The organism is Arthrobacter sp. FW306-05-C (genome assembly GCF_021801725.1).
Lineage (GTDB): Bacteria > Actinomycetota > Actinomycetes > Actinomycetales > Micrococcaceae > Arthrobacter.
Genome location: NZ_CP084556.1, coordinates 1,703,217 through 1,727,466, shown reverse-complemented (window position 1 = coordinate 1,727,466; position 24,250 = coordinate 1,703,217). Strand labels below are relative to the sequence as shown.

The window sequence follows — 24,250 nt, the reverse complement described above, 5'->3', positions numbered from 1 at the left end:
TTACTCATCCCCCCTTCGGGCATAAGCCGTTCTTGCCGCTTGTTACGCTCACCAGAGAGACGCAAGCACCCAGAAAGGCTGCCGACGATGACAGAGACCCTGACCACCGCTGTTACCGGTATTTCCCCCCAGAACCAGGACTGGCTCCGCCTGAAGACGGCAGCCACGGCGCTGCAGGCGCTGCAGGTCAAGGACGGGTCCATCCCGGACCCTGCCGATCACATCGGGGCAGCCGGCCACGTGGAAACCATCGTGACGGCGATCAGGGCCCTGTCCCCCGCCTTCCCGCACGACGCCGCTTACCTCGAGGCTGCCTGCGCCGACTTCGAGGCATGGGCCGCCGGCGGCTTTGCGGTGCCGGACTTCCTGTCCTCCTTGCTGGCGTTCCAGCCGCAGGAACTGCGCCAGGACGGCCTGCAGCACCTGGTGGTCTTTCCCATGTACACCCAGAACGGCAGCAGCAACCGCCTGGTGGAGGCCGTGCTGGTCGAGGTGATCTGGCCGGAGTTCATCAACGGGCTGGAAGCAGGGGAATACTCCAACAAGCTGTTCGTCCCCATCCGGTTCGTCGACTTCACCCCGGGCTACGACACGAACTCTGCCGTCCTGTTCCCCGAGACGGTGGCGGTCAGCCAGACCCCTACCTTTACCTGGGGTGCCATCTTCGCCGACCGCGAGGCCGCCCGGTTCCGCCGCGTCCTGAAGGCCGCCGCCGAGATCACCTCCCTGGAGCTGCCGGAAGGCGCCGCGGAACTCCTGGCGGACCAGGACCTCACCGAGGCCACCTTCGTGATGTGGGACCTGATCCACGACCGGACCCACATGCGCGGCGACCTGCCGTTCGACCCCTTCATGATCAAGCAGCGGATGCCCTACTTCCTGTATTCGCTGGAGGAACTGCGCTGCGACCTCACCGCTTTCCGCGAGTCTGTGCGGATCGAAAAGGACGAGGACGCCGACCCCGAAGCCCGGCGGCACGCGAAGCTGGTGCAGTACGCCATCATCTTCGACCGCATCTTCCGCTTCGCCATCACCGGCAGCCGGATCCGCAACTACGACGGCCTGGGCGGCCAACTCCTGTTCGCGTGGCTGCACCAGCAGCACGTGCTGCACTGGACGGACACGCGGCTTACCATCGACTGGGATGAGGTGGCGGACGCCGTCATCGCTTTGGGAGCCGGCATCGACGAACTGTACTGGCGTTCCATCGACCGGCCCAAGACCGCCCACTGGCTGGCGGCCTATAAGCTGGTGTCCGCCACCGTCACCCCGAACCCGGCCTCCGTGTGGGCCAAGGGCCCCGATGCACTGCCGTTGGCGGGGACACCCCGCGGCCTCACGGACCAGGTCTTGGATGACGAATTCCCGCTGTCCATGTTCTACGAGGCACTGGAGAAGAAGATGCGCCCGGTTATTGAGTCCACCGCCGGCATCACCGGCCGTTCCGCGCTGTGACAAGTACGGCCACAGGCGCCGCGACTGGCTCTGCGCCGGCGCGCGTCCTGGTCACGGGCGGCAGCGGCGCCTCGGGGATCGCCGTGGCCCGCGCCCTCGCCTCGGCCGGCCACCGCGTGGCGACGGTGGGCTCGGATGAGGCCAGGATCAGGGCGGCCGCGGAGAAAGCGGGCGACGGCGTCACCCCCTTCACGTGCGACCTGGCGGATTTGGAAAATGTCAGGAAGCTGCGCGGCGAGGTCGGCGCAGCCTTCGGGCCCGTGGACGCCGTGATCCACCTGGTGGGTGGCTGGCGCGGGGCCAAAGGGATCCCCGACCAGACCGACGACGACTGGGACTTCCTGGAACGCGGCGCCGTCACCACGCTGCGGAACGTGTCGCGGGTCTTCTTCGAAGATATCGCGGCGTCCGCCTCCGGCAGGGTTGCGATAGTGTCGTCCACCGCGCTGGACAAGCCCACCGCGGCAGTAGCCAGCTATGTCGCAGCGAAGGCAGCGGCGGAAGCCTGGACCATGGCCGTAGCCGACGGCTTCCGCCGGGCGTCCGAGGCCGGCGGCGGCAACGCCGCTGCCACCATCCTGGTGGTCAAGGCGCTGGTGGACGACGAACTCCGCCGCGCCCACCCGGAGCGGAAGTTCCCGGGAGCGACGGACGTAGCCGACCTTGCTGCCGCCGTCGTACGGCTTTTCGACACCCCGTCCACCGAACTCAACGGTGCCCGGCTCCGGCTGGCGGACTGACGGCCGTGACTGTCCCTAAACTGAAAGCGTGAGCAACCCTATGACGACAACAGCAGAAACCGGCACGGCGCTGCGGCTGCACGATCCCAACGTGCGCGGCTTCGCTTCGGACAACTATTCCGGCGTCCACCCTGAGGTTTTGGCGGCCCTGGCCGCGGCCAATGAAGGGCACCAGGTCTCCTACGGCGAAGACGACTACACCGCACGGCTGCAGGAACTGATGGTTGAGCACTTTGGGCCCGGCATTGAATGCTTCCCGGTGTTCAACGGCACCGGAGCCAACGTCCTGTCCCTGCAGTCGCTGCTCCCCCGCTGGGGTGCCGTGGTCTGTGCCTCCACCGCCCACATCAACATGGACGAAAACGGTGCTCCGGAACGCATCGGCGGCCTCAAGCTCCTGCACGTTCCCACCCCCGACGGCAAGCTGACCCCCGAACTGATTGACCGGGAGGCCTGGGGCTGGGGCGACGAGCACCGGGCCCAGCCGCTGGCCGTGTCCATTACCCAGACCACGGAACTGGGCACCTGCTACACACCGGAAGAGATACGCGCCATTGCCGACCACGCGCACGCCAAAGGCATGAAGCTGCATATGGACGGCGCGAGGCTGGCCAATGCGGCCGCCCACCTTGGCGTGCCCCTGCGCGCCTTCACCAGGGACGCCGGGGTAGACATCCTGTCCTTCGGCGGCACCAAGAACGGACTGCTCTTTGGCGAAGTGGTCGTGGCGCTGAACCCGGAAGCAGCCCACGGCCTGCTCTACCTGCGCAAGATGGACATGCAGCTCGCCTCCAAGATGCGCTTCATGTCCGCCCAGTTCATCGCTTTGCTGGAAGGCGACCTGTGGCTGCGCTCGGCCGCGCACGCCAACGCCATGGCTGCCCGGCTCCGCGCCGCCGTCGACACCATCGACGGCGTACGGCCCACCCAGAAGACCGAATCCAACGGCGTCTTCGCCGTCCTGCCTCCCGGTGTGGCGGACAGGCTGCGCAACTCCTTCCGGTTCTACGACTGGGACGAAGCCACAGGGGAAGTCCGGTGGATGTGTTCCTTTGACACCACCGAGGAGGACGTTGATGCCTTTGCCGCAGCAATCCGCCATGAGCTCCGGGATTACCGGGACCCGCAGGCCGGCTGAGCGTCCGCTGACGGCGAGCCTTCCTGCCCCGCACCGCCCCGCACCGTAATCTGCCAAGGTGAACGCACTTGACCAGGTTCCCCCGGATTTTCTCCATGCCTTGGGAACCCTCAGGAAAGCCCGGTGCCGCAAGGAACTGCGGCTCGCGGAGATCCCTGCCCCTGCACGCCTGGCACCCTTCGCCGTCGCGCTGGGCGCCGAAGTCATGGCGCCCGGCGTTGCTACGCCTTCCACCCCCGTGCACGGACCGGCGGCGCTGGCCTTCGCCGCCGCCTCCGGAACGGCCGGCCCTGCGGCGGATGAGGACGAAACGGAACTCGCCACCGGGCGCTTCATCCTGCTGCACGACCCCGAGGGCTCCGCGGTGTGGGGCGGGGAATTCCGCATCGTCACCTACATCCGCGCCGAGCTGGAACCGGAGATGGGTAACGACCAGATGCTGGGGACCGTGGCGTGGACCTGGCTGGTGGAGGCACTGGAAAACCACAAGGCCGGCTACCGGGCAGCGGGCGGCACCGCAACCCGGGTCCTCTCCGAAAGCTTCGGCACCCTGGCGGAGCGGCCGGGGTCGATCGACATCGAACTCCGGGCCTCCTGGACCCCCGATTCCTCCGACGTCCAGGCCCACCTTGAGGCCTGGTCCGACATGGTGTGCACGTTCGCCGGCCTCCCACCGCTGCCCGACGGCGTCACCGCGCTCCCGCCCCGGCGCCGAAGCCAACAGAACGGTTATGGCACAGCCCGGTAAACTGGGGGCATCATGACCCTAAACACTCCGGAAAACACCACAGCCGGCGTCCCGGCTGCTGCTGCCGCACCCCACATCACCGTGGAGGGCTTTGACAGCCCCATCCCCGAAATCATCGACCTTGACGCTCCACGGGATGGCGTTCCGCTGGTTATCGAGACCCAGTCCGGCCTGGAGCGCTGCGCCGCTGCCATCGCCGCCGGGACCGGACCCGCGGGCGTGGACGCCGAACGCGCTTCCGGCTTCCGCTACGGGCAACGCGCCTTCCTGGTGCAGATCCGCCGCGAGGGCGCCGGCACATGGTTGATCGATCCGGAGCCGTTCGGAAACCTGGAGATTATCAACGACGCCCTGCGCGGCGTCGAGTGGATTTTGCACGCTGCCAGCCAGGACCTGCCCTGCCTGTCCGAGCTGGGCATGTGGCCGGACAAGCTCTTCGACACCGAACTCGCCGCCCGGCTTGCGGGGCTGCCCCGCGTAGGGCTGGCCGCGGTCATCGAACAGCTGCTGGGGTTCGGGCTGGCCAAAGAGCACTCCGCGGCCGACTGGTCCACCCGCCCACTGCCTGAGCCATGGCTGCGCTACGCTGCACTTGACGTCGAAGTCCTGGCCGAACTGCGCGAGGAACTCATCGAACTGCTGCAGGCCAACGGAAAACTGGAGTACGCCGAGCAGGAATTCGCAGCCATCCTGGCAGCCGGCATCGCTCCCCCGCGCGTGGACCCGTGGCGCAAGACCTCCGGCCTGCACCAGATCCGCGACCGCCGCCAGCTCGCCGCGGTCCGCGAGCTGTGGCTGGAACGCGATTCGCTGGCGCAAAAACGCGACGTGGCCCCCGGCAGGCTGCTTCCCGATTCAGCCCTTGTGGCAGCGGCGAAGGCCATGCCGACCACTGTTCCGCAACTGCTCACCACCAAGGGGTTCCACGGCCGAGCCGCACAGCGCGAAGCTCCCCGCTGGCTGCGCTGCATCTCTGCGGCCCGCGCCTTGGAGGAACTGCCTCCGCTGCACCTGGCCACCAACGCTCCGCCGCCGCCCCGGGTCTGGGCTGACCGGGATCCGGAAGCAGCCGCCCGCCTGGCCACGGCCCGGCCCCTGCTCCAGGCGAAGGCCGAGGAACTGGACCTGCCGCTGGAAAACCTTTTGACCCCTGACTACCTGCGGCGGGTGGCGTGGCGGCCGCCGGCCGAGGTCACGGAGGATTCGATCGCCGCAGAGCTGCTGGCGCTCGGCGCCCGAAAGTGGCAGGTTGAACTCACCGCTCCCCTGATCGCCGGTGCGTTCCTGGACCCGCAGCCGCTGCCGCCCAAGGAGGCCAAGGCGCCCGCAACGGCGGGCGGCCAGTAGCCCGCGCGATTCCAGCCCTTGCAGGCTAAGTTACTCACGAGTAACATCGATGTGACCCACGTCAGGCTGCTGCCGTCCTTCGGCATGCACCGGCGCGTTACGTCTCGATGAGGAGTTACACGTGAGCCAGCACGGAAGCGGCGCATCCCAGCGCACTGTCCGCGACGTCGTCTTTGTGGACGGCATCCGCACACCCTTCGGCAGGGCCGGCGAGAAAGGAATCTACGCCGGAACCCGGGCCGACGACCTGATCGTGAAATGCATCCGCGGCCTGCTGCGCCGCAACCCGTCCCTCCCGCCGGAGCGGATCGATGAGGTGGCCATTGCCGCCACCACCCAGACCGGCGACCAGGGCCTCACGCTGGGCCGGACCGCGGCCCTGTTGGCCGGCCTGCCCCGCTCCGTCCCCGGGTTCGCCATCGACCGCATGTGCGCCGGCGCCATGACTGCTGTCACGACGACGGCCGGCGGCATCGGCTTCGGCGCCTACGATGTGGTGATTGCCGGCGGCGTGGAGCATATGGGCCACCATCCGATGGGCTCCGGGGCGGACCCCAATCCGCGGTTCATGTCCGAACGCCTGGTGGACCCTGCGGCCCTGAACATGGGCAACACTGCAGAGAACCTGCACGACCGCTTCCCCGCCATCACCAAGCAGCGCACCGACGCGTACGCGGTGGCCTCGCAGGACAAGCTGGCAGCCGCCTACCAGGACGGGCAGATCCAGCCCGACTTGGTTCCCGTCGCCGCCCGCAAGCCCGGCGAGGGCTGGACGGTGCACAGCAAGGACGAGCCTCCCCGGCCCGGCACCACCCTGGACGACCTGGCCGGTCTGCGTACGCCGTTCCGCGCACACGGCCGGGTCACCGCCGGAAACGCGGCCGGCCTCAACGACGGCGCAACTGCGGCGGTCCTGGCATCCTCCGACGCCGCCGCAGAACTGGGCCTGCCGGTGAAGATGCGGCTGGTCAGCTACGCCTATGCCGGCGTGGAGCCCGAAGTCATGGGCATCGGCCCCGTCCCCGCCACCGAAAAGGCGCTGCAGAACGCAGGACTGACCATTGATGACATCGGCCTGTTCGAAATCAACGAGGCATTCGCCGTCCAGGTCCTGAGCTTCCTGGACCATTACGGCATTGCCGACGACGACCCCCGGGTCAACCGGTACGGCGGCGCCATTGCGGTGGGCCACCCGCTCGCTTCCTCCGGCGTGCGGCTGATGATCCAGCTGGCCCGCCAATTCGAGGAAGACGCGTCCGTCCGTTACGGGATCACCACCATGTGCGTCGGCCTGGGCATGGGCGGCACCGTGATCTGGGAAAACCCGCACCACCCCGACTACAGTGGAACCCCCTCCGGCGAGACCGCCGCCGCTACCGTTTCCGAAGGAGCCCTGGCATGAGCGCCGCAGACTTCCGCAAGTTGGCCGACCTCTTCCCCAACGAAACCGTGACCCATTCCTACGTGCAGGACATCACCCTCCCGGCCACGGCAGGAAAACCAAGCCCCGGCACCTTCGCCCTGGTCACCCTGGACAACGACCTGGACCACACCAAGCCCACCACCCTGGGCCCCAACACCCTGGTGGAGCTGGGGACCGTGCTGGAGGGCCTGCGGGGCCGCGCGGCCCGCGGCGAAATCGTGGGCGTCGGCGTCACCGGCAAGCCGCATTACCTGGTGGCCGGCGCGGACCTCTCCGCCGTGAAGTCACTGGAAGAACGCGAGCACGGACTGTGGATGGCACAGCTGGGCCATGACGTCTACGCCACACTGGCCAACCTGGGCGTCCCCAGCTTCGCGTTCATCAACGGCGCTGCCCTGGGCGGGGGCCTGGAGATCGCCCTGCAGTCCACTTACCGCACGGTCTCCACGGGGGCCGGCGCCCTGGCGCTGCCGGAGGGATTCCTTGGCCTGGTGCCCGGCTGGGGCGGCGTCTACATCCTGCCCCGCCTGGTGGGTCCGGAGAACGCGGTCAAGGTCATGATCGAGAACCCGCTCAGCAACAACCGGACCCTCACCGGCACCCAGGCCTTCGCCATGGGCATCGCGGACGCCGTCTTCGAGCCCGCCGACTTCCTGGAACAGTCACTGGCCTGGGCAGCCGGCGTCATCTCCGGCGAGGTGGTCCCGGAGCGGCCCAACGCCGTCGACCCTTCCTCCCCCGACGCTGCGGCCCGCTGGACCGCCGCGGTTGAAGCCGGCCGCAGGTTCGTGGAGGGCAAGACCTCCAATGCCTCCCCGGCCCCCGCCAAGGTCCTGGAACTCCTCGAGGCCAACCGGACCATGACGGCCGCGGAATCCGCCGCCCTGGAATGCGAGACGCTGGCCGGACTCATGCAGACGGACGACTTCCGTTCCACGGTCTACGCGTTCCTGGACCTGGTGCAGAAGCGTGCCAAGCGCCCCGCCGGAGCCCCCGACCGCAAGTTGGCCCGCCCCGTCACCAAGGTGGGCGTGGTGGGCGCCGGGCTGATGGCCGGCCAGCTGGCACTGCTGTTCGCCCGCCAGTTGAAGGTGCCGGTGGTCCTGACCGACATCGACCAGGCGCGGGTGGACAAGGGCGTGGCCTACGTCCATGCCGAGGTGGACAAGCTGCTGGCCAAGCAGCGCATCAGCCAGGACGCCGCCAACCGCACCAAGGCACTGGTGACGGGATCGGTGTCGAAAGAGGTGTTCGCGGACGCCGACTTCGTGATCGAGGCGGTCTTCGAGGAACTGCACATCAAGAAGCAGGTGTTCGCCGAGCTGGAGGGGATCGTGGGGCCGGAGTGCATCCTGGCCACCAACACGTCCTCCCTGTCCGTGACGGAGATGGCCGCCGACCTGCAGCACCCCGAGCGGCTGGTGGGTTTCCACTTCTTCAACCCGGTCGCCGTCATGCCGCTCCTGGAGATCGTCCGGGCCCCGCGGACCGATGACGCTGTCCTGGCCACCGCCTTCGAACTGGCCAAGGCCCTGAAGAAGACGGGCGTTCTGGTCAAGGACGCCGCGGCGTTCGTGGTCAACCGCATCCTGCTCCGGCTCATGGGCGAAGTGACGGCTGCGTTCGACGAAGGCACCCCGGCGGAAGTGGCAGACACCGCGCTGCGTCCCATGGGCCTGCCTATGACGCCTTTCACGCTGCTGGCCATGGTGGGCCTGCCGGTGGCACAGCACGTCCAGGAATCGCTGTATGCAGCTTTCGGGGAACGCTTCCCGGTGTCCGACAACCTGAAGAAGCTCATCGACAACAACGTCAAGGCGTTGTGGGAGGCTGCGCCGGACGGCTCGCGGGCCATCCCGGCTTCCACGTTGGAGCTGATGTCCTTCGGTACCAGCCCTTCCACTGGAGAGCAGGTGCTGCGCCGCGTCCAGGATGCCCTGGCTGAGGAAATCGGACTGATGCTGGACGAGGGCGTCGTGGCAGGGCCCGAGGACATCGACCTTTGCATGATCCTTGGCGCGGGCTGGCCGATGTTCCTGGGCGGCATCACGCCGTACCTGGACCGCGTGGGCGCCTCGGAACGGGTCAACGGCAAGCGTTTCCTGGCCCCCGGCGTCGCCTCACCGGCGCAGGGCTAGCAGCGGCAGGCTGCCTGGCCCGCAAGGGCCAGGCAGCACACGCGGTCAGGCCGGCACCAGCCGGCCGCCGTCGAGCGCCAGAATGCGGTCCGCCGCCGAGCGTGCATAGGCCAGGTCATGGGTGACCAGCACGACGGCGGCGCCCCCCGCCGCTGCTGACCGTACGGCGGCGTCGAGCAGGGCCAGCCCGTCCCCGTCCAGCGCCACGGTGGGCTCGTCCAGCGCCAGGACGGCGGGTTTGCGGGCCAGGACGGTAGCCAGGGCCAGGAGGCGCTGGGCTGACGCCGGCAGCTCGGCCGGATGGTCTTCAGCCGCAGCCGCCAGGCCCACCGCCTGCAGTGCCGAGGCGGCACGGTCCTTCGCCGCTGCCGGGCCCACCAGGCGGTCCAGCCCGAAGCTGACCTCCCGCTGCAGGGTCCGCTCAAACAACTGGTCACGCGGCTGCTGGAACAGCAGGCCCACCGAGGCCGCCGTCCTCCCCACCGGGGTTCCGGCGATGTCAGCGCCGCCGACTGCCACGCTGCCCGATGTAGGCCGCAGCAGGCCGTTGAAGTGCCGCAGGAGGGTCGACTTGCCGGCGCCGTTGGGTCCGGTCACGGCCACGATCTCCCCCGGATGGACGACCAGGTTTATGTCCTGCAGCACCGGGGCGGGATGGTTCGGCCCTAACACTTTCCGCTGTCTCCTGCCCCTGGGCGGTGCCGGGTAGCCGAAAGACACGCCCTGCAACTGCAGCGAAGGGGCACCGCGCTTGACTGTCAGTGTCCGCGGAAGGGCGCTTGCCGGAGCCTGCACGGTGCCAGGGCGCCGCATCGATGCCGGCAGCGACCCTGGACTGCTTTCCATGGCCGCCGGCGGACCGCTGGCGGTGACCGTACCGTCCGACAGCACCAGCCAGGAGCCGGCACCCTGCAGCAGGGGATCAATGGTCTGGCTGAGGATCACGACGGCGGTGCCGCGGTTCAGGAGGTCGCGTACCAGGGCTGCAAGCTCCGCAGTCCCTGCCGCGTCCAGGGAGGCCAAAGGCTCGTCCATGACCAGTACCGGCGGCCCGGCGATGATCGCGCAGCCAATGGCCAGGCGGCGCAGTTGGCCACCGGAGAGCCGTGCCGGGTCCTCGTCCAGTTTGCTCCGCAGTCCCAGCAGCCCCGCGGTGCGTTCCACCGCCGCCACCATGGCGCCGCGCTCGATCCCGGCGTTTTCCAATCCGAACGCCAGCTCCTCGGCCACCGTCGCCCGGACGGTGGACAGCACAGTGGCGGGGTCCTGCGGGACGAAACCCACCTGGCGGCCCCACTCGGCGGGATTGATCCGCGGATCCCCCGGGCCGCCGTCGAACTCCAACCTGGTGCCTGACAGCTCAAGGAATCCTGACAGGGTCCCATGGCCGCCCGGTGGCAGCCAGCCGGCCAGGAGACGGCCCAGGGTGGATTTGCCGCTCCCCGAGGCGCCCAGGACGGCTGTGAAGGACCCGGGCGGAAAGGAAACACCCACCTCCCGCAGTGCCGGGGCTTGCCCGTCATGGAAGGTGAAATGCCGGATCCCGGCCGCGAGCACAGGCGCGGCAGCAGCACTGTCATTGCCCGCACTACTGTCATTGCCGGCCTTGCCTGCGTTCCGTGGGCCTTCCGTGGCCATGCGCTCAGCCACCCGGACCTGCCTGCACCAGGCGGAGCACCACCGCTGCCAGGGCCATCAACACCAGGACCGCGCGTGCGGCCCGCTGCAGCCTGGAATCAGGAACCTGGCGGAAGCTGGTCCGTGGGCCGGGATTGTTCAGTCCCCGCGCCTCCAAAGCCGCCGCCCTGGTTCCGGCATCCTCGATCAGGGACAGCACCAGGGGGACGGCCTGCAGCCGGAACGCGCCAACCCGGGACACCAGGCTGCGGGTGACCACCAGGCCGCGTGATTCCTGGGCCTGCCGGATCCGTTGTGCGCGTGCGGTGATGGCAGGCAGCAAGGTCAGGGTGGACGCCAGCACGAATGCGAACCGGCCCTGCACGCCGCGGGCGGACAACGCGGCCACAAGGTCAGGCACCCTAACGCTGAAGGAAAACAGCAGCAGCGCCAGAACGACGGCGGCCAGCTGCAGGATCCGCCGGCCCGCGAAGTCCAGGCCCTCTGCCGTGATGCGGGCAGGTCCCCACTCGGCCAGGACCGTGCGGCCTTCAGGGAAAAACAATCCGTGCAGGACAAGCAGTGACAGGCCAAGCGGAACCAGGACCGCTGCGGCCGCGGGCAGCACGCGGCGGGCTGTGCCACCTGCCAGCGACAGGCCAAGGGACGCGGCAACCACGGCGACTGACAGCTGCCAGCTTGCTGCCGCCGTCGTAATGGCCGCCGTGCTGCCGGCAGCCGCCAGCAGGGTCAGCGGATTAAGCCGCGTCCGCCTGGCGCCCGCCGCGGTCCTGCGTGCCGGGGATGCTGTCACAGGGTCCGGTCAGCCTTTCGCAGCTGTACCCGGGGCCGGGGCGTCCGTGCGGGCCTCGGCAGACGAGGCGTCTCCGGCAAGGACGCGGTGGCGCCGGATGAACGGGAACTGCTGGCGTGCCCGGCGGGGCAGCGCGTAGGCCAGGATGGCGACGACGGTGAACACGATCGCCTTGTCCATGGGATCGGAGATCAAGGCCTGCTTGGTGATGGCACCCAGCAGGCTGTCCCCCATGGCCCGGAAGGCGCTGACGATGGCGCCCGTCGCTACACCGGAGGTTCCGCCGAAAACGAAGGCGGCCACCGGAGCGGAGACCACGCCCGCGACGATCCCGGTGATGAAGCCGGCGATCGGAGCCAGGTAGAAACGGCGGAACAGTCCGTAGCGTGCCGCCAGTCCTGCCAGGCAACCGATGAGCGCGGCGCCGGCAGCGAACGGCAGCACCGTGGGGTTGAAGAAGGACCAGACGATGCTGCTGAGGGCACCGGTGGCTGCGCCGGCTGCTGGTCCGGCCAGGACTGCGATCAGCACCGTGCCGATGGCATCGAGGTAGAAGGGCACCAGGGTGCTGCCGACGAACTGCCCCAGCACGATGTTGAGGACCAGGGCCACGGGGATCAGCACCAGGGTGGACGCGGGCAGGGTGGGCAGGACGGCGACGATCAGCAGGACGGCCCCCGCAAGGAAGCCGGTGAGGGCAATCAGGGCGGACGCGCTGCCCGGGCCGCCGGTGATATCGGCTGGCTGGTTGAGCACAAGGTAGATGTAGGTGGCGGCGATGGCCAGGGCGCCGAGGATCTCCAGCAGGCGGCGGCGCGCCGGTGAGCGTTCCTGTGACGGGAGCGTCAGAGAGGGCGATGACATGGGGAATGTTCCTTTGGGGTGCAGGCAGTGGCCCGGCCAGTACCGGGCCGGAGTGTGGCTGCCTATGTCACCTCGGCAGCAGCCGGCGGCAACTGCGCCGGGCCGGTCCGGTGCCCATTCTACCGGCCATTCCCCGGCAGCGTCCCGTGGAGGACCACCACCCGGTGCAGCCCGTTTTACCCCTGTTCGCCTGCCCTCCGGCTACCCCACGCGGCGGGCCAGTCTCCCGACGGCGGACACCAGCTCACCAAAGGCCTGCCGGGGGTTGTTCCCGGACACTACCCGGGCGTTCGGCGGCGCGCCCCACAGCCCGCGGAAGTCAGCCACGGTGGTCCCCACCAGGAGCGGTGAGTCCGTTTCCACGTCCACGGTGGCGGGCCGGGCGGTGTACTCGAGCGTGCCGGCGGCGACTCCGGCGGCGAAAAAATCGTGGACGTGGGCCAGGTACCCCTGGTCGTAATGCCGGTGGAATTCGAAGTAGAAGCGGAGCGCATCCGACAGGTGCCTGACCAGGCTGTTGTCGGAGGTGCTGCGCCGGCCCTCCGGGTCTTCGGGGAGAACCAGTTCAGGGACGGTGGCCCCGGCGGCCTCGGCAAGCGCCTGGACGTGGGCGGGGTGCAGCTCCATGCGCTCCGTGGTGTCCAAAGAGCAGACGATGGGCAGCTTCTCCTCCCGCCGGCCCCGGTATGCGGCGTAGACCTCCTTGGCGGCGTGGGGATCCACGTGGGTGTTCCACTCGGCCGTGGGCGTGGTGTTGCCCTGGTGGTAGAAGGCGCCACCCATGATCACAACGTTGGCCAGGAGATCGGGAAGTTCCGGTTCCTTCCGCAGCGCCAGGGCGAAGTTGGTCAGCGGGGCCGTGATCAGCGCAGTGAGTTCCCCCGGCCGGGCCCTGGCGTGTTCGATCCAGAGGTCCACGGCGTTCCGGGTGCTGAGCTGCCCCAATGGTTCAGGCAGCACGGCGTAGCCGATGCCCTGGGGTCCGTGGGTTTCGGGGGTGGTGAGCAGCGGGATGGACAGCGGCTTGCGCGCCCCTACCGCCACCTCTACTCCGGGCCGGCCGCACAGTTCCAGCAGCGCCAGGGTGTTGCGGGCCACCTGGTCCGCGTCCACGTTCCCCGGCGTGGCCGTCACCGCCACGAATTCGGTGTCCGGGAGGGCGGCAAGGTAGGCAAGCGCCAGGGCGTCGTCGATGCCGGTATCGACATCCAGCAGGTAGGCGGGCACGGCTGCCTAGAAGAGCGCCACCTTGGGCACTGCGGGGAAGATCTCATCCAGGGCGGCGAGCTCGTCCGGGGTGGGGACCCAGTTGGCCGCTTCCGCGTTCTGCCTGACCTGCTCCGGCCTGGTGGCGCCGGCGATGACGCTGGCCACCGAGGGCTGGGCGGCGAGCCAGGAGAAAGCCACCTCAATTTCCGTCAGGCCGCGCTCCTTGGCGAAGGCGCTGTACTGGCCCAACTGGTCCCAGTCGGCGTCGTTCACCAGGTTGGTGCGGGTGTGGCTGAGGCGGGACCCCTCTGGCGCGTGGCCCGGCGCGTACTTGCCGGTGAGCAGCCCGTTGGCCAGCGGGAAGTACGGCAGCACGCCCAGGCCGAACTCCTCGGCGGCCGGGGTCACTTCGAGTTCGGCGCGCCGGTCCAGGAGGTTGTAGTGGTTCTGCGAGGAGATGAAGCGTTCAGTGCCCAGTTCCCGGGCCACGTACTCCGCCTGGGCAATCTGCCAGCCGGACCGGTTGGAGTGCCCGATGTAGCGGACCTTGCCGCTGCGGACCAGGGTGTCCAGCGCTGCCAGGGTCTCATCGATGGGAGTCAGCGGGTCCGGGGTGTGGAACTGGTACAGGTCAATCCAGTCGGTGCCCAGCCGGCGCAGCGAGGCTTCCACCGCCTCCATGATGTAACGCCGGGAGCCGCGGGCGCCGAAGTCCGGGCCATTGGCGCCTTTGGCGTCCATCCCGAACTTGGTGGCCAGGACCACGTCGCCACGCCGGGCGCCGAGGGCCTTGCCGAGCATGGTCTCGCTGAGGCCAGGTTCCCGGCCGTAAGTGTCTGCGACGTCGAACAGGGTGATGCCGGCGTCGAGGGCGGCATGGACGACGGCGTCAGTTGCGTCCTGCGACTCCGTGGCGGTGTTCGCCCGGCCCAGGTTGTTGCAGCCAAGTCCCACGGTGGAGACGGTAAGGCCTGATTTTCCGAGGCGGCGGTAACTGGTCAAGGCTGTCTCCTAGAGGCTGAAGCCGCCGGCGGGCTTGGCTGAGTGCTTGAGTTTGAAATGGTCCGGGTCATTGTAGGGAGCGGCACCGATGCTGAGCTTGGTGAAGTCCAGGTCCTCGCCGCGGATGCAGACCTTGATGGCATTGACCGCTTTGTTCACATCCGGGCACAGGCAGAAGATGTTGAGCTTGTAGTCGGTGAACTCGGAGCGTTCCACCGTGCCCAGGCCGCGCCATGCCAGGTGGCTGATCAGCGCGTCCTTGGCCTTCTGCTCCAGGTAGCGGTCCCGCTCCGTGCCTTCCTTGGTCTTGAGGGCGAACTGGGCCACCACCCAGGACTGCTCCTCATTGGGGATTTCGACGTAGCCGTCCTCGGCGCACTGGGCCGCGAAGGCGTCCAGGAGCGCGTCGGCAGCAGCGGCGTCGGGGACGTCGGTCTCCTCCGTCTTGCTCTGGTGCCCCACGGCACCGAAATTCATCACGAACTGGGAGTAGTCCTCGTCGAACCAGGCCTCCCTGAACTGGAGGGCGCCCTCGTCGTCGCGCTTGTAGACCCTGACAATGCCGCTCATATGTTGCGTCCTTTGGTAAACCAGTCGACGTCGGTGCCGTCGAAGGGCGCCTGCTGCGCCTTTACTGCGTGGTAGAGATCGTCCGCTGCGGCCTGGATGTCCTGGATCAGCCGCTCCGGGTAGTGCATGGAGACGCTGTGTTCCGCGAATTCGTCCTGGTCGTCGATGAAGACACCGCGGCTGTCGGTCCGGATAACGTCGAGGTCCATGTCGATCACATGGAACTCGGTCACGGTGGGACGGATGTGCGTCCACTCGTGGCCGACGGCGAGATCAATGTACACGCGGACGCCGCCCGGGTGGGCTGAGTCGTAGAACGTGGCCACCCAGTCACCCTGGCGCGGCACCAGCAGGACCGCGTCGGAGCGCGTGTAGAAGGCAGCGCCGGGGCGGGAGCAGAACTCGTTGGTGCCTTGGAAGATCCACCATCCGTGCTGGTCTTCGCCGATGTACTGCCCGGGCACCACCCAGTGGGCCTTCCCGTTCCACTTGCGGTTCCGGGAAACCACCAGCTGGCCCGGCTGCAGTCCGTTGGGGACCCTGGTCGTGGTGGTGTGCAGAACCGGTCCGGACTCCCCGGCAGGGCCGGGATACTTCAGTTCGTCCTCGTCCCTCACAGGATCGGAAGGCTGCCGGTGGTGGGGTGCTGCTGCCCGGGGAGGGGACGCGCAAACGGAACCTTCGTGCCCAGGACCTGCGCCACGACGTCGTGCGTGATCTGCTGGGCGGTGAGCCCGACACGCTCCAGCACCTGGTTGCGGGTGCCGTGGTCCAGGAACTCGACGGGCAGGCCCACCTCGTTCAGGGCGGTGTCCACTCCTGCCGCCCGCATTTCCTGGCGGATGCGGGAGCCCACGCCGCCGGCCCGGACGCCGTCTTCGATGCAGATCACCAGGCGGTGGTGTGAGGCCAGCGCAATGATGGAGCGGCGGACCGGGAGGACCCAACGGGGGTCCACCACGGTGGTGCTGATGCCTTGGGCGCCGAGCCGGTTGGAGACATCGAGGGCCAGCTCCGACATGGCCCCGACGCTGACGATCAGCACGTCATTTTCGGTGGAGCCGGAGGGACGGCGGGCCAGGACGTCCACGCCGTCGCTGAGCCGTTCCAGGGCCTCCACTGCCGGGCCGACGGATCCTTTGGAGAACCGCACCACGCTGGGAGCGTCACTGATGGCAACGGCCTCGCGGAGTTCCTCGCGGAGCCGGGTGGCGTCACGGGGCGCGGCCAGGTGCAGTCCGGGAACGATCTGGACCATGGCCATGTCCCACATGCCGTGATGGCTGGCACCGTCGGGTCCGGTGACGCCGGCGCGGTCCAGGACGATGGTGACGCCTGCCTTGTGGAGGGCGACATCCATGAGCAGCTGGTCGAAGGCGCGGTTCAGGAACGTGGCGTAGACGGCCACGACGGGGTGCAGCCCGCCGAAGGCCATGCCTGCGGCGGCGGTCAGGGCATGTTGTTCGGCGATGCCGACGTCGATGACCCGTTTGGGGTGCTTGGCTGCAAACTTGTGCAGGCCCACCGGGATCAGCATGGCCCCGGTGATGCCGACGATGTCGTCGCGTTCGTCGGCGATGGCGGCGATCTCGTCCGCGAACACCGAGGTCCAGGACTGTGCGCTGCCCGTGCCGGTGGGCTCGCCGGTTTCGGGGTCGATGATGCCGACGGCGTGGAACTGGTCGGCTTCATGGGCGCGGGCCGGAGCGTAGCCGTGGCCCTTTTCGGTCATCGCGTGAACGATGACCGGGCCGCCGTAGTTCTTCGCAGTGGACAGTGCATTCTCCATCGCCTGGAGGTTGTGGCCGTCCACGGGGCCGATGTATTTCATGCCGAGGTCCTCGAACATGCCCTGCGGTGCCCACCAGTCCTTGATGCCCTTTTTCATGGCATGCAGGCTCTTGTAGGTGAACTGGCCTACGGGGCCGCCGTTCTGCAGCCTCTTCTTCCACCAGTCCAGGGCGCCCTCGTAGGCAGGGGCGGCGCGGAAGGAGTCGATGGTGGGGCGAAGTGAGGCAAGGTAGTCAGCAAATCCGCCCACGGTGGGTGCATAGGAGCGGCCGTTGTCGTTGACCACGATCACCACGCGGCGCTTCTTGTCGGCTGCGATGTTGTTGATGGCCTCCCAGGCCATGCCGCCGGTGAGGGCGCCGTCACCCACGATGGCCACCACGTGCCGGTCACCTTCACCGGTGAGCTGGCGGGCGCGGGAGATGCCGTCGGCCCAGGACAGGGACGATGACGCGTGGGAGCTTTCCACGATGTCGTGTTCGGATTCGGCCCGGGCAGGGTAGCCGGAGAGGCCGCCTTCCTGCCGGAGGGTGCTGAAGTCCTGGCGCCCGGTGAGGAGCTTGTGCACGTAGGACTGGTGGCCCGTATCAAAGACGATGCTGTCACGGGGAGATTCGAAGATGCGGTGCACGGCCAGCGTCAGTTCCACGACGCCGAGGTTGGGCCCGAGGTGGCCGCCCGTCTGGGAGACGTTCGTGATCAGGAAGTCCCTGATCTCCGAAGCCAGCTGTTCCAGCTGTTCCTCGGTCAACTCGTTCAGGTCCTGCGGATTCCGGATGGTGTCCAAGATTCCCAATGACCCCTCCTTCGGATGGTAGACGTGCCGTTTAACTCTAACGCCTCGGTTCGCAGGGCCGGACGTGGCTGAAAAGCCGAAGCCCCGGCTGGTCGGTGACCGGCCGGGGCTTCGGGAGGATGCTGCCTGCTGGCAGAGCCCGCTAGTTGGCGGAAATCTGGCGCAGCACGTACTGCAGGATGCCGCCGTTGCGGTAGTAGTCCGCTTCACCCGGGGTGTCGATGCGCAGGACGGCGTCGAACGTCTTCGATGAGCCGTCCTCGGCGGTGGCGGTGACCTTCAGGGTCCTGGGCGTGGTGCCCTCGTTAAGGGCGGTGACGCCCTCAACCGAGAAGGTTTCGGTGCCGGTCAGGCCCAGGCTGGCAGCGTTCTCGCCGGCCGGGAACTGCAGCGGCAGGACGCCCATGCCGATGAGGTTGGAGCGGTGGATACGCTCGTAGCTCTCGGCGATGACGGCCTTGACGCCCAGCAGCGCGGTGCCCTTGGCGGCCCAGTCACGGGATGATCCGGAACCGTACTCCTTGCCTGCCAGGACCACCAGCGGGGTGCCGGCTGCCTGGTAGTTCTGGGCGGCGTCGTAGACGTAGGCCTGGGGGCCGTCTGCCTGCGTGAAGTCGCGGGTAAAGCCGCCCTCAACGCCGTCCAGGAGCTGGTTCTTGATGCGGATGTTCGCGAACGTACCGCGGATCATCACTTCGTGGTTGCCACGACGCGAGCCGTAGGAGTTGAAGTCCTTGCGCTCCACGCCATTGGCCAGCAAGTACTGGCCGGCGGGGGTGTCGGACTTGAACGAACCGGCCGGGGAGATGTGGTCGGTGGTGACGGAGTCGCCGAGCTTCAGGAGCACGCGGGCACCGGTGATGTCCTTGACCGGTTCCGGCTGCGCCTGCATACCCTCGAAGTACGGGGGCTTCCGGACGTAGGTGGACTTCTCGTCCCAAGCGAAGGTGTCACCTGCGGGGGTGTCCAGCGCCTTCCAGCGGTCGTCGCCTTCGAAGACGCCCTCGTAGCCCTTGGCGAACATGTCCTTGTCGATCGAGGAATCGATGACCTGCTGGACCTCAACCGGGTTGGGCCAGATGTCCTTCAGGAAGACGTCGTTGCCTGCTTCGTCCTGGCCCAGGGGGTCGGCTTCGAAGTCGAAGTCCATGGTGCCGGCCAGGGCGTAGGCGATGACCAGCGGCGGGGAGGCCAGGTAGTTCATCTTGACGTCCGGGTTGATGCGGCCTTCGAAGTTTCGGTTGCCCGAGAGGACTGCAGTGACCGAGAGGTCGTTGGCCTGGATGGCCTCGGAGATCTCTGCGTCGAGCGGTCCGGAGTTGCCGATGCAGGTGGCGCAGCCGTAGCCCACGATGAAGAAGCCCAGCTTCTCCAGGTAGGGGGTCAGGCCCGACTTGTTGTAGTAGTCGGTGACCACCTTGGAACCGGGAGCCACGGAGGTCTTGACCCACGGCTTGGCAGTGAGGCCCTTCTCCACGGCGTTGCGTGCCAGCAGTGCGGCGGCCAGCATAACGGAGGGGTTGGACGTGTTGGTGCAGGAGGTGATCGAAGCGATCGACACCGCGCCGTGGTCCAGTTCGAATTCGCGGCCGTCGGCGGTCTTGACCGCTACCTTCTTGGAGGGGCGGCCATTGGACTTCGGTCCGTGGGCGTGCGGGGCTTCCTCGGAGAGGTGGGTGGCCGTGGCGGTGAACGACGGCGAGTCGGAGGCCGGGAAGCTCTCGTCGATCGCTTCGTCCAGGCTGCCGTCAGCGAGGTCCACCTTGACGTAGTTGCGGAGGTCCTCGCGGAACTGGGCCTTGGACTCGGAAAGGATGATGCGGTCCTGCGGGCGCTTGGGGCCGGAGATCGACGGAACAACCGTGGACAGGTCCAGTTCCAGGTACTCGGAGAACTTGATGTCGCGGGAAGGATCGTGCCAGAGGCCCTGTTCCTTGGCGTACGCCTCGACGAGGGCGACGTTCTGGTCCGGGCGGCCGGTGAGGCGCAGGTAGTCCAGGGTGACGTCGTCGATGGGGAACATGGCAGCGGTGGAGCCAAACTCGGGGCTCATGTTGCCGATGGTGGCGCGGTTTGCCAGCGGCACCGCGGCCACGCCTTCGCCATAGAACTCAACGAACTTGCCCACCACGCCGTGCTTGCGCAGCATCTCGGTGATGGTCAGCACCACGTCGGTGGCGGTGGCGCCGGCGGGGATGCTGCCGCTGAGCTTGAAGCCCACGACGCGCGGGATCAGCATGGAGACGGGCTGGCCGAGCATCGCTGCCTCGGCTTCGATGCCGCCAACGCCCCAGCCCAGCACACCCAGGCCGTTGACCATGGTGGTGTGCGAGTCGGTGCCGACGCAGGTGTCGGGGTAGGCGCGGAGCGCACCGTCCACTTCACGGGTCATCACGGTGCGGGCCAGGTATTCGATGTTGACCTGGTGCACGATGCCGGTTCCCGGGGGAACCACCTTGAAGTCGTCGAATGCGGTCTGGCCCCAGCGCAGGAACTGGTAACGCTCACCGTTGCGCTGGTATTCGATCTCCATGTTGCGCTCCAGCGCCCCGGCGTTGCCGAAAGCGTCGATCTGGACGGAGTGGTCGATGACCATTTCGGCCGGTGCCAGCGGGTTGACCCGCTTGGGGTCGCCGCCCAGGTCCTTGACCGCTTCACGCATGGTGGCAAGGTCGACCACGCAGGGGACGCCGGTGAAGTCCTGCATGATCACGCGTGCCGGCGTGAACTGGATTTCTGTATTGGGCTCCGCATTGGGATCCCAGCCTGCCAAAGCGCGAACGTGATCGGCAGTGATGTTCGCGCCGTCCTCGGTCCTCAACAGGTTTTCAAGCAATACCTTGAGGCTGAACGGAAGGTTTTCTGCACCTTCAACGGAGTTCAACCGGAAAATTTCGTATTCGGTTCCGGCTACATTAAGTTTGCCTTTTGAACCGAAGCTGTCCACAGTGCTCATCGCAGGACTCCTCTCGCAACAGTTTCATCTTTGTCGCGCGGTTGACCGCCTGCTAGTTAGGACGCCCTAAGTAGTTACAGGGCCCGAAAATTGCACACGGCCGGCCGAGAATTCGGGCGCGACGTGGGACTACTACCGCCATCGTAGTCCAAAACCCCGGCCCCATCACCGACCCGGAGTAAGCAGTGCCACCGTCTCAAGGTGGTGGGTGTGGGGGTACAGATCGAAGGCGCGCAGGCCTGCCAATTCCCAGCCGGAGCGGCGGAAGTAACCGAGGTCACGGGCAAACGACGCCGGGTCGCAGGACACGTAGGCGATGGCGCGGGGCTGCGATGCGATCAGTTGGCCCACGACTGCTTTCCCGGCTCCTGCCCGGGGCGGGTCGAGGACCAGGGCGTCGAAATTCCGCGGCTTTTGGCGCAGGACCCGCTCCACGCGGCCCTGCACCACCTCCACCTGCGCGGCGGAATGCAGGTTCTTCCGCGCGTCACGGCTGGTTCCCGGCGCCCCTTCCACGGAGAGCACGGACCCCGTCTCCCCCACCGCATCGGCCAGGACGGCAGTGAAGAGCCCGGCACCCGCGTAGAGGTCTGCAACCACCGCACCCGGGTGCAGGAAGTCCCCTTGCAGGGGGTCCCCTTGCCGCAGGAATTCCGTGACGGCCCCCACAAGGGTCCCGGGCGCGTCGCGGTGGATCTGCCAGAAGCCTTCGCCGGTTACGCGGTATTCGTGGCCGACGGCGGATTCCTGCACCCAGGTGCGTCCCCGGAGTTGGGTCACCTGCCCGGTCAGCGGATCAAAGGCAGCGGCGGAGGCGTCACCCGGCACTTCCGCGGCGATGGCCCGCAACCGTTTTTCCTTGGTTCCGGGAGCCGGGGCGAGGAGCACCAGGGGGCGCGAGCCGTTGGCGGGGGCGGCTACCTCAACGCGCTCCACCCCTTGCAGGTCCAGGTTCCACAGGCGCAGGCCATTGATTGCTTCGCTGGCCAAGGGCATCTCCCGCACCGGGATGATGTGGTCGGAGCGGTGGGCGTGCATCCCCAGCCTGCCGCCGGGGGTGACCGAGAAGCTGGCGCGTGTGCGCCACGCAAGGCCCGTGCCGCCGTCGTTCCTGTCCCCTACCGCTTCCACGCCACCGGTCCACACGGACGGCACCTGCTCGAAGCCGGCCAGCCGGGTGAGTTGCTCGGCCAGCACGTCCGCCTTGAGGCTGCGCTGCCGGGCCAGGGCGATGTGGCCGAATTCGGCGCCCCCAACCGGCGGGTGGCCGTGGCTCCAGGCGCGCAGGGAATCGGCCGGACGCCAGAAGTGTTCCACCCGGTCCGGGGAGGCCTCCAGCACCTCGATGGCATCTGCGCGCCAGAACTTGGCGCCGTCCTCCGCATCGGTCAGCCGGACCCGGACCTTTTCGCCCGGAATGACGTGGCGGACAAAGACCACGCGGCCCTCATGCCGGGCTACGCAGTGCCCGCCGTGGGCAACGGGCCCGACGTCGAGCACCGCCTCTTCGCCGGTGTGGCCGGCCTCACCGGCTTGGTGCTGGGTGGCTGTGGGCGTCCTGCTGGTCACTGCACGTCCTGGAGGTTCTTGGCTTCTTCGGATGATTTGAGCTGCCAGGGCACGCTGGCCACCATGACGCCCGGTTCGAAGTGGAGGCGGGTCTTGATGCGCAGGGCCGTCTGGTTGTGCACCAGCTGCTCCCACCACTTGCCCACCACGTATTCGGGGATGTACACCACGATGAGGTCCCTCGGGGAGTCCAGGCGCATCTGCTTGACGTAGTCCATGATGGGCGTGACGGTTTCCCGGTAGGGGCTGGCCAGGACGGTCAGGGGCACCGGGATTTCGAGCTTGTCCCAGTCGGCAATGGTGTGCGCCGTTTCCTCCGGGTCGATGTCCACCGTGATGGCATCAAGCCGCGACGGCCGGGAAGCGCGGGCGTAGGCAAGGGCACGCAGGACGGGCTTGCGGACGTGCGACACCAGCAGGACCGCGTGCACCCGGGTGGGGAGCGCCCGCGGCGAGGAATCCTCATCCACCGCGAGTTCCTTGGCCACGTTGTCGTAGTGCGCGCGGATGCTCCACATAATCAGGAACAGGACGAACATGGCCAGCAGGGCGATCCAGGCACCCTGCTCGAACTTGGTGATGAGGACGATCACCAGCACCAGGCCGGTCATGCCGAAACCGATCGTGTTGATGGTGCGTGACTTCAGCATCCGCCGCCGGACAGCCTTGTCCTTGGCGAGTTTCAGTTCCCTCCCCCAATGCCGGATCATCCCCAGCTGGCTGAGGGTGAAGGAGATGAAGACACCCACGATGTAGAGCTGGATGAGCTTGGTCACGTCGGCGTCGAACGAAATGATGAGCACCAGGGCGCCGGCGGCGAGGGCCAGCACACCGTTGCTGAAGGCAAGGCGGTCGCCGCGGGTGCGGAGCTGGCGGGGCAGGTAGCCGTCCTGGGCCAGGATGGAGCCCAACACGGGGAAGCCGTTGAAGGCGGTGTTGGACGCGAACACCAGGATGACGCCGGTGGCGGCAACGACGATGTAGAAGGGAATGCTGCCCGCGCCGAAGATGGTCTGGGCGATCTGTGAGATGGCAGGGTTCTGGACGTAGCCCTCCGGCAGCGGCTTCCCGTCCAACAGAAATTCTGTGGCGGGGTCCAGCACAATGTGGACCTTGGTGGCGTTGGCAAGGTAGATGATGCCGGCCAGCATGGCTGCGCCGATGACGCCCAGGAGCAGCAGCGTGGTGGCCGCGTTCTTGCTCTTGGGGTGCCGGAAGTTGGGAACGCCGTTGCTGATCGCTTCCACGCCCGTGAGCGCCGCGGCACCGGAGGAAAAAGCCCGGAGCAGCAGGAAGGCACCGGCCAGGCCCACCAGGCCCTGGTCGAAGCCCTCCGCCGGGACGATGGTGAAGGCCGCCGACGGCGCCTCCCCCAGCTGCCCGGTTGCGGCCTGGAACATGCCCACAGCGGTCATGCCAAGGATGGAGGCCATGAAGATATAGGTGGGGACGGCGAAGACGCTGCCCGCTTCCTTGATGCCGCGCAGGTTCACCAGGGCAAGGATGACGACGCCGATGGTCGCTATCACGGCCTGCTCACCATGCAGCGACGGTACTGCAGTGGTGAGGTAGGCGGCGGCGGACGACATGGACACGGCCACGGTCAGGACGTAGTCCACCAGAAGGGCCGACGCCACCGTCAGGCCTGCGAACTTGCCGAGGTTTTCATTGGCGATCTCGTAGTCGCCGCCGCCCGAAGGGTATGCGTGTACGTTCTGCCGGTAGGAAGCGACCACGGTGAGCAGCACCACCATGACGGCCAGGCCCACCAACGGCGAGATGGCCACGGCACTGACACCGGCCAGGGCCAGGGTCAGCAGGATCTCATCCGGAGCATAGGCCACGGAGGACAAGGCGTCGGATGCAAAGATCGGAAGTGCGATCTTCTTCGGGAGCAGGGTATGGGACAGGCGGTCGTTCCGGAAAGGGCGGCCCACCAGCACGCGTTTGACGGCGTTCAGTATTGTCAACACCCCACAAAGCTAGTCTGATTCGCGGGCGATGTCATGACGGGGCCGGGCCGGGCCGAACGGGGGCCATGCCGGTAGAGTTCTAGCTGCACGATCCTGACAT

At 67.7% G+C, this 24,250-nt stretch carries 18 protein-coding genes; 7 read left to right on the top strand and 11 right to left on the bottom strand.

Annotated features, from left to right (window positions below; all coding sequences use genetic code 11):
* Positions 1–87: 87 nt before the first annotated feature.
* The 7 genes from LFT44_RS07910 (at position 88) to LFT44_RS07880 (ending at position 8,989) form a co-directional block, all read left to right on the top strand.
* Entirely contained in the window at positions 88–1,455 is a 1,368-nt protein-coding gene (locus LFT44_RS07910) for a DUF6421 family protein (protein ID WP_236821829.1), read from the top strand.
* The gene (locus LFT44_RS07905) at positions 1,452–2,195 is read left to right on the top strand and encodes an SDR family oxidoreductase (protein ID WP_236802097.1); all 744 of its coding nucleotides are present in this window, start codon (positions 1,452–1,454) and stop codon (positions 2,193–2,195) included. The genes LFT44_RS07910 and LFT44_RS07905 overlap by 4 nt, the downstream gene beginning before the upstream one ends.
* Positions 2,196–2,235: 40 nt before the next feature.
* The gene (locus tag LFT44_RS07900; RefSeq protein ID WP_236802833.1) at positions 2,236–3,333 is read left to right on the top strand and encodes a threonine aldolase family protein; all 1,098 of its coding nucleotides are present in this window, start codon (positions 2,236–2,238) and stop codon (positions 3,331–3,333) included.
* A gap of 58 nt (positions 3,334–3,391) precedes the next feature.
* The gene (locus tag LFT44_RS07895) at positions 3,392–4,081 is read left to right on the top strand and encodes a DUF3000 domain-containing protein (protein ID WP_236802096.1); all 690 of its coding nucleotides are present in this window, start codon (positions 3,392–3,394) and stop codon (positions 4,079–4,081) included.
* A gap of 12 nt (positions 4,082–4,093) precedes the next feature.
* A complete protein-coding gene (locus LFT44_RS07890) occupies positions 4,094–5,428 on the top strand; it encodes an HRDC domain-containing protein (RefSeq protein ID WP_236802095.1) in 1,335 nt (444 codons plus the stop codon).
* Between the two features lie 121 nt (positions 5,429–5,549).
* Positions 5,550–6,830, top strand: a complete 1,281-nt coding sequence (locus tag LFT44_RS07885; protein ID WP_236802094.1) for a thiolase family protein — start codon at positions 5,550–5,552, stop codon at positions 6,828–6,830.
* Positions 6,827–8,989 (top strand): 3-hydroxyacyl-CoA dehydrogenase NAD-binding domain-containing protein, encoded by a 2,163-nt coding sequence (locus tag LFT44_RS07880; protein WP_236802093.1) that lies wholly within the window; start codon positions 6,827–6,829, stop codon positions 8,987–8,989. Before LFT44_RS07885 ends, LFT44_RS07880 begins: the two co-directional genes overlap by 4 nt.
* A 45-nt stretch (positions 8,990–9,034) precedes the next feature.
* Here LFT44_RS07880 and LFT44_RS07875 read toward each other — a convergent pair whose 3' ends face one another.
* From LFT44_RS07875 to LFT44_RS07825, 11 genes are all read right to left on the bottom strand, one after another.
* Positions 9,035–10,639 (bottom strand): ABC transporter ATP-binding protein, encoded by a 1,605-nt coding sequence (locus LFT44_RS07875; protein ID WP_236802092.1) that lies wholly within the window; start codon positions 10,637–10,639, stop codon positions 9,035–9,037.
* Complete coding sequence (locus tag LFT44_RS07870; RefSeq protein WP_236802091.1) at positions 10,632–11,420, bottom strand: energy-coupling factor transporter transmembrane component T family protein; 789 nt, start codon at positions 11,418–11,420, stop codon at positions 10,632–10,634. The genes LFT44_RS07875 and LFT44_RS07870 overlap by 8 nt, the downstream gene beginning before the upstream one ends.
* 9 nt (positions 11,421–11,429) lie before the next feature.
* Positions 11,430–12,284: an ECF transporter S component gene (locus LFT44_RS07865; protein ID WP_236802090.1), complete on the bottom strand. Its 855-nt coding sequence runs from the start codon at positions 12,282–12,284 to the stop codon at positions 11,430–11,432.
* Positions 12,285–12,485: 201 nt separating this feature from the next.
* Complete coding sequence (locus LFT44_RS07860) at positions 12,486–13,511, bottom strand: nucleoside hydrolase (RefSeq protein ID WP_236802089.1); 1,026 nt, start codon at positions 13,509–13,511, stop codon at positions 12,486–12,488.
* 6 nt (positions 13,512–13,517) lie between these two features.
* Entirely contained in the window at positions 13,518–14,495 is a 978-nt protein-coding gene (locus LFT44_RS07855; protein ID WP_236802088.1) for an aldo/keto reductase, read from the bottom strand.
* 9 nt (positions 14,496–14,504) lie between these two features.
* Positions 14,505–15,065 carry a hypothetical protein gene (locus LFT44_RS07850; protein WP_236802087.1) on the bottom strand — a complete coding sequence of 187 codons (561 nt, stop codon included), beginning with the start codon at positions 15,063–15,065 and terminating at the stop codon, positions 14,505–14,507.
* On the bottom strand, positions 15,062–15,682 hold the full coding sequence (locus LFT44_RS07845; protein ID WP_236802086.1) for a DUF402 domain-containing protein: 621 nt from the start codon (positions 15,680–15,682) through the stop codon (positions 15,062–15,064). Before LFT44_RS07845 ends, LFT44_RS07850 begins: the two co-directional genes overlap by 4 nt.
* Positions 15,679–17,652 (bottom strand): 1-deoxy-D-xylulose-5-phosphate synthase, encoded by a 1,974-nt coding sequence (gene dxs / locus LFT44_RS07840; protein WP_236802085.1) that lies wholly within the window; start codon positions 17,650–17,652, stop codon positions 15,679–15,681. Before dxs ends, LFT44_RS07845 begins: the two co-directional genes overlap by 4 nt.
* Before the next feature lie 142 nt (positions 17,653–17,794).
* On the bottom strand, positions 17,795–20,608 hold the full coding sequence (locus LFT44_RS07835; RefSeq protein WP_236802084.1) for an aconitate hydratase: 2,814 nt from the start codon (positions 20,606–20,608) through the stop codon (positions 17,795–17,797).
* A 165-nt stretch (positions 20,609–20,773) separates the two neighbouring features.
* A complete protein-coding gene (locus tag LFT44_RS07830; RefSeq protein WP_236802083.1) occupies positions 20,774–22,177 on the bottom strand; it encodes a class I SAM-dependent RNA methyltransferase in 1,404 nt (467 codons plus the stop codon).
* On the bottom strand, positions 22,174–24,150 hold the full coding sequence (locus LFT44_RS07825; protein WP_236802082.1) for an APC family permease: 1,977 nt from the start codon (positions 24,148–24,150) through the stop codon (positions 22,174–22,176). Before LFT44_RS07825 ends, LFT44_RS07830 begins: the two co-directional genes overlap by 4 nt.
* Positions 24,151–24,250 lie beyond the last annotated feature (100 nt).

Excerpts from the sequence above, each read along its gene's own strand:
- LFT44_RS07910 (WP_236821829.1), top strand. The coding sequence starts at position 88 with ATGACAGAGACCCTGACCACCGCTGTTACCGGTATTTCCCCCCAGAAC.
- LFT44_RS07900 (WP_236802833.1), top strand. The coding sequence starts at position 2,236 with ATGACGACAACAGCAGAAACCGGCACGGCGCTGCGGCTGCACGATCCC.
- LFT44_RS07850 (WP_236802087.1), bottom strand. The coding sequence starts at position 15,065 with ATGAGCGGCATTGTCAGGGTCTACAAGCGCGACGACGAGGGCGCCCTC.
- LFT44_RS07835 (WP_236802084.1), bottom strand. The coding sequence starts at position 20,608 with ATGAGCACTGTGGACAGCTTCGGTTCAAAAGGCAAACTTAATGTAGCC.
- LFT44_RS07890 (WP_236802095.1), top strand. The coding sequence starts at position 4,094 with ATGACCCTAAACACTCCGGAAAACACCACAGCCGGCGTCCCGGCTGCT.
- LFT44_RS07880 (WP_236802093.1), top strand. The coding sequence starts at position 6,827 with ATGAGCGCCGCAGACTTCCGCAAGTTGGCCGACCTCTTCCCCAACGAA.
- LFT44_RS07865 (WP_236802090.1), bottom strand. The coding sequence starts at position 12,284 with ATGTCATCGCCCTCTCTGACGCTCCCGTCACAGGAACGCTCACCGGCG.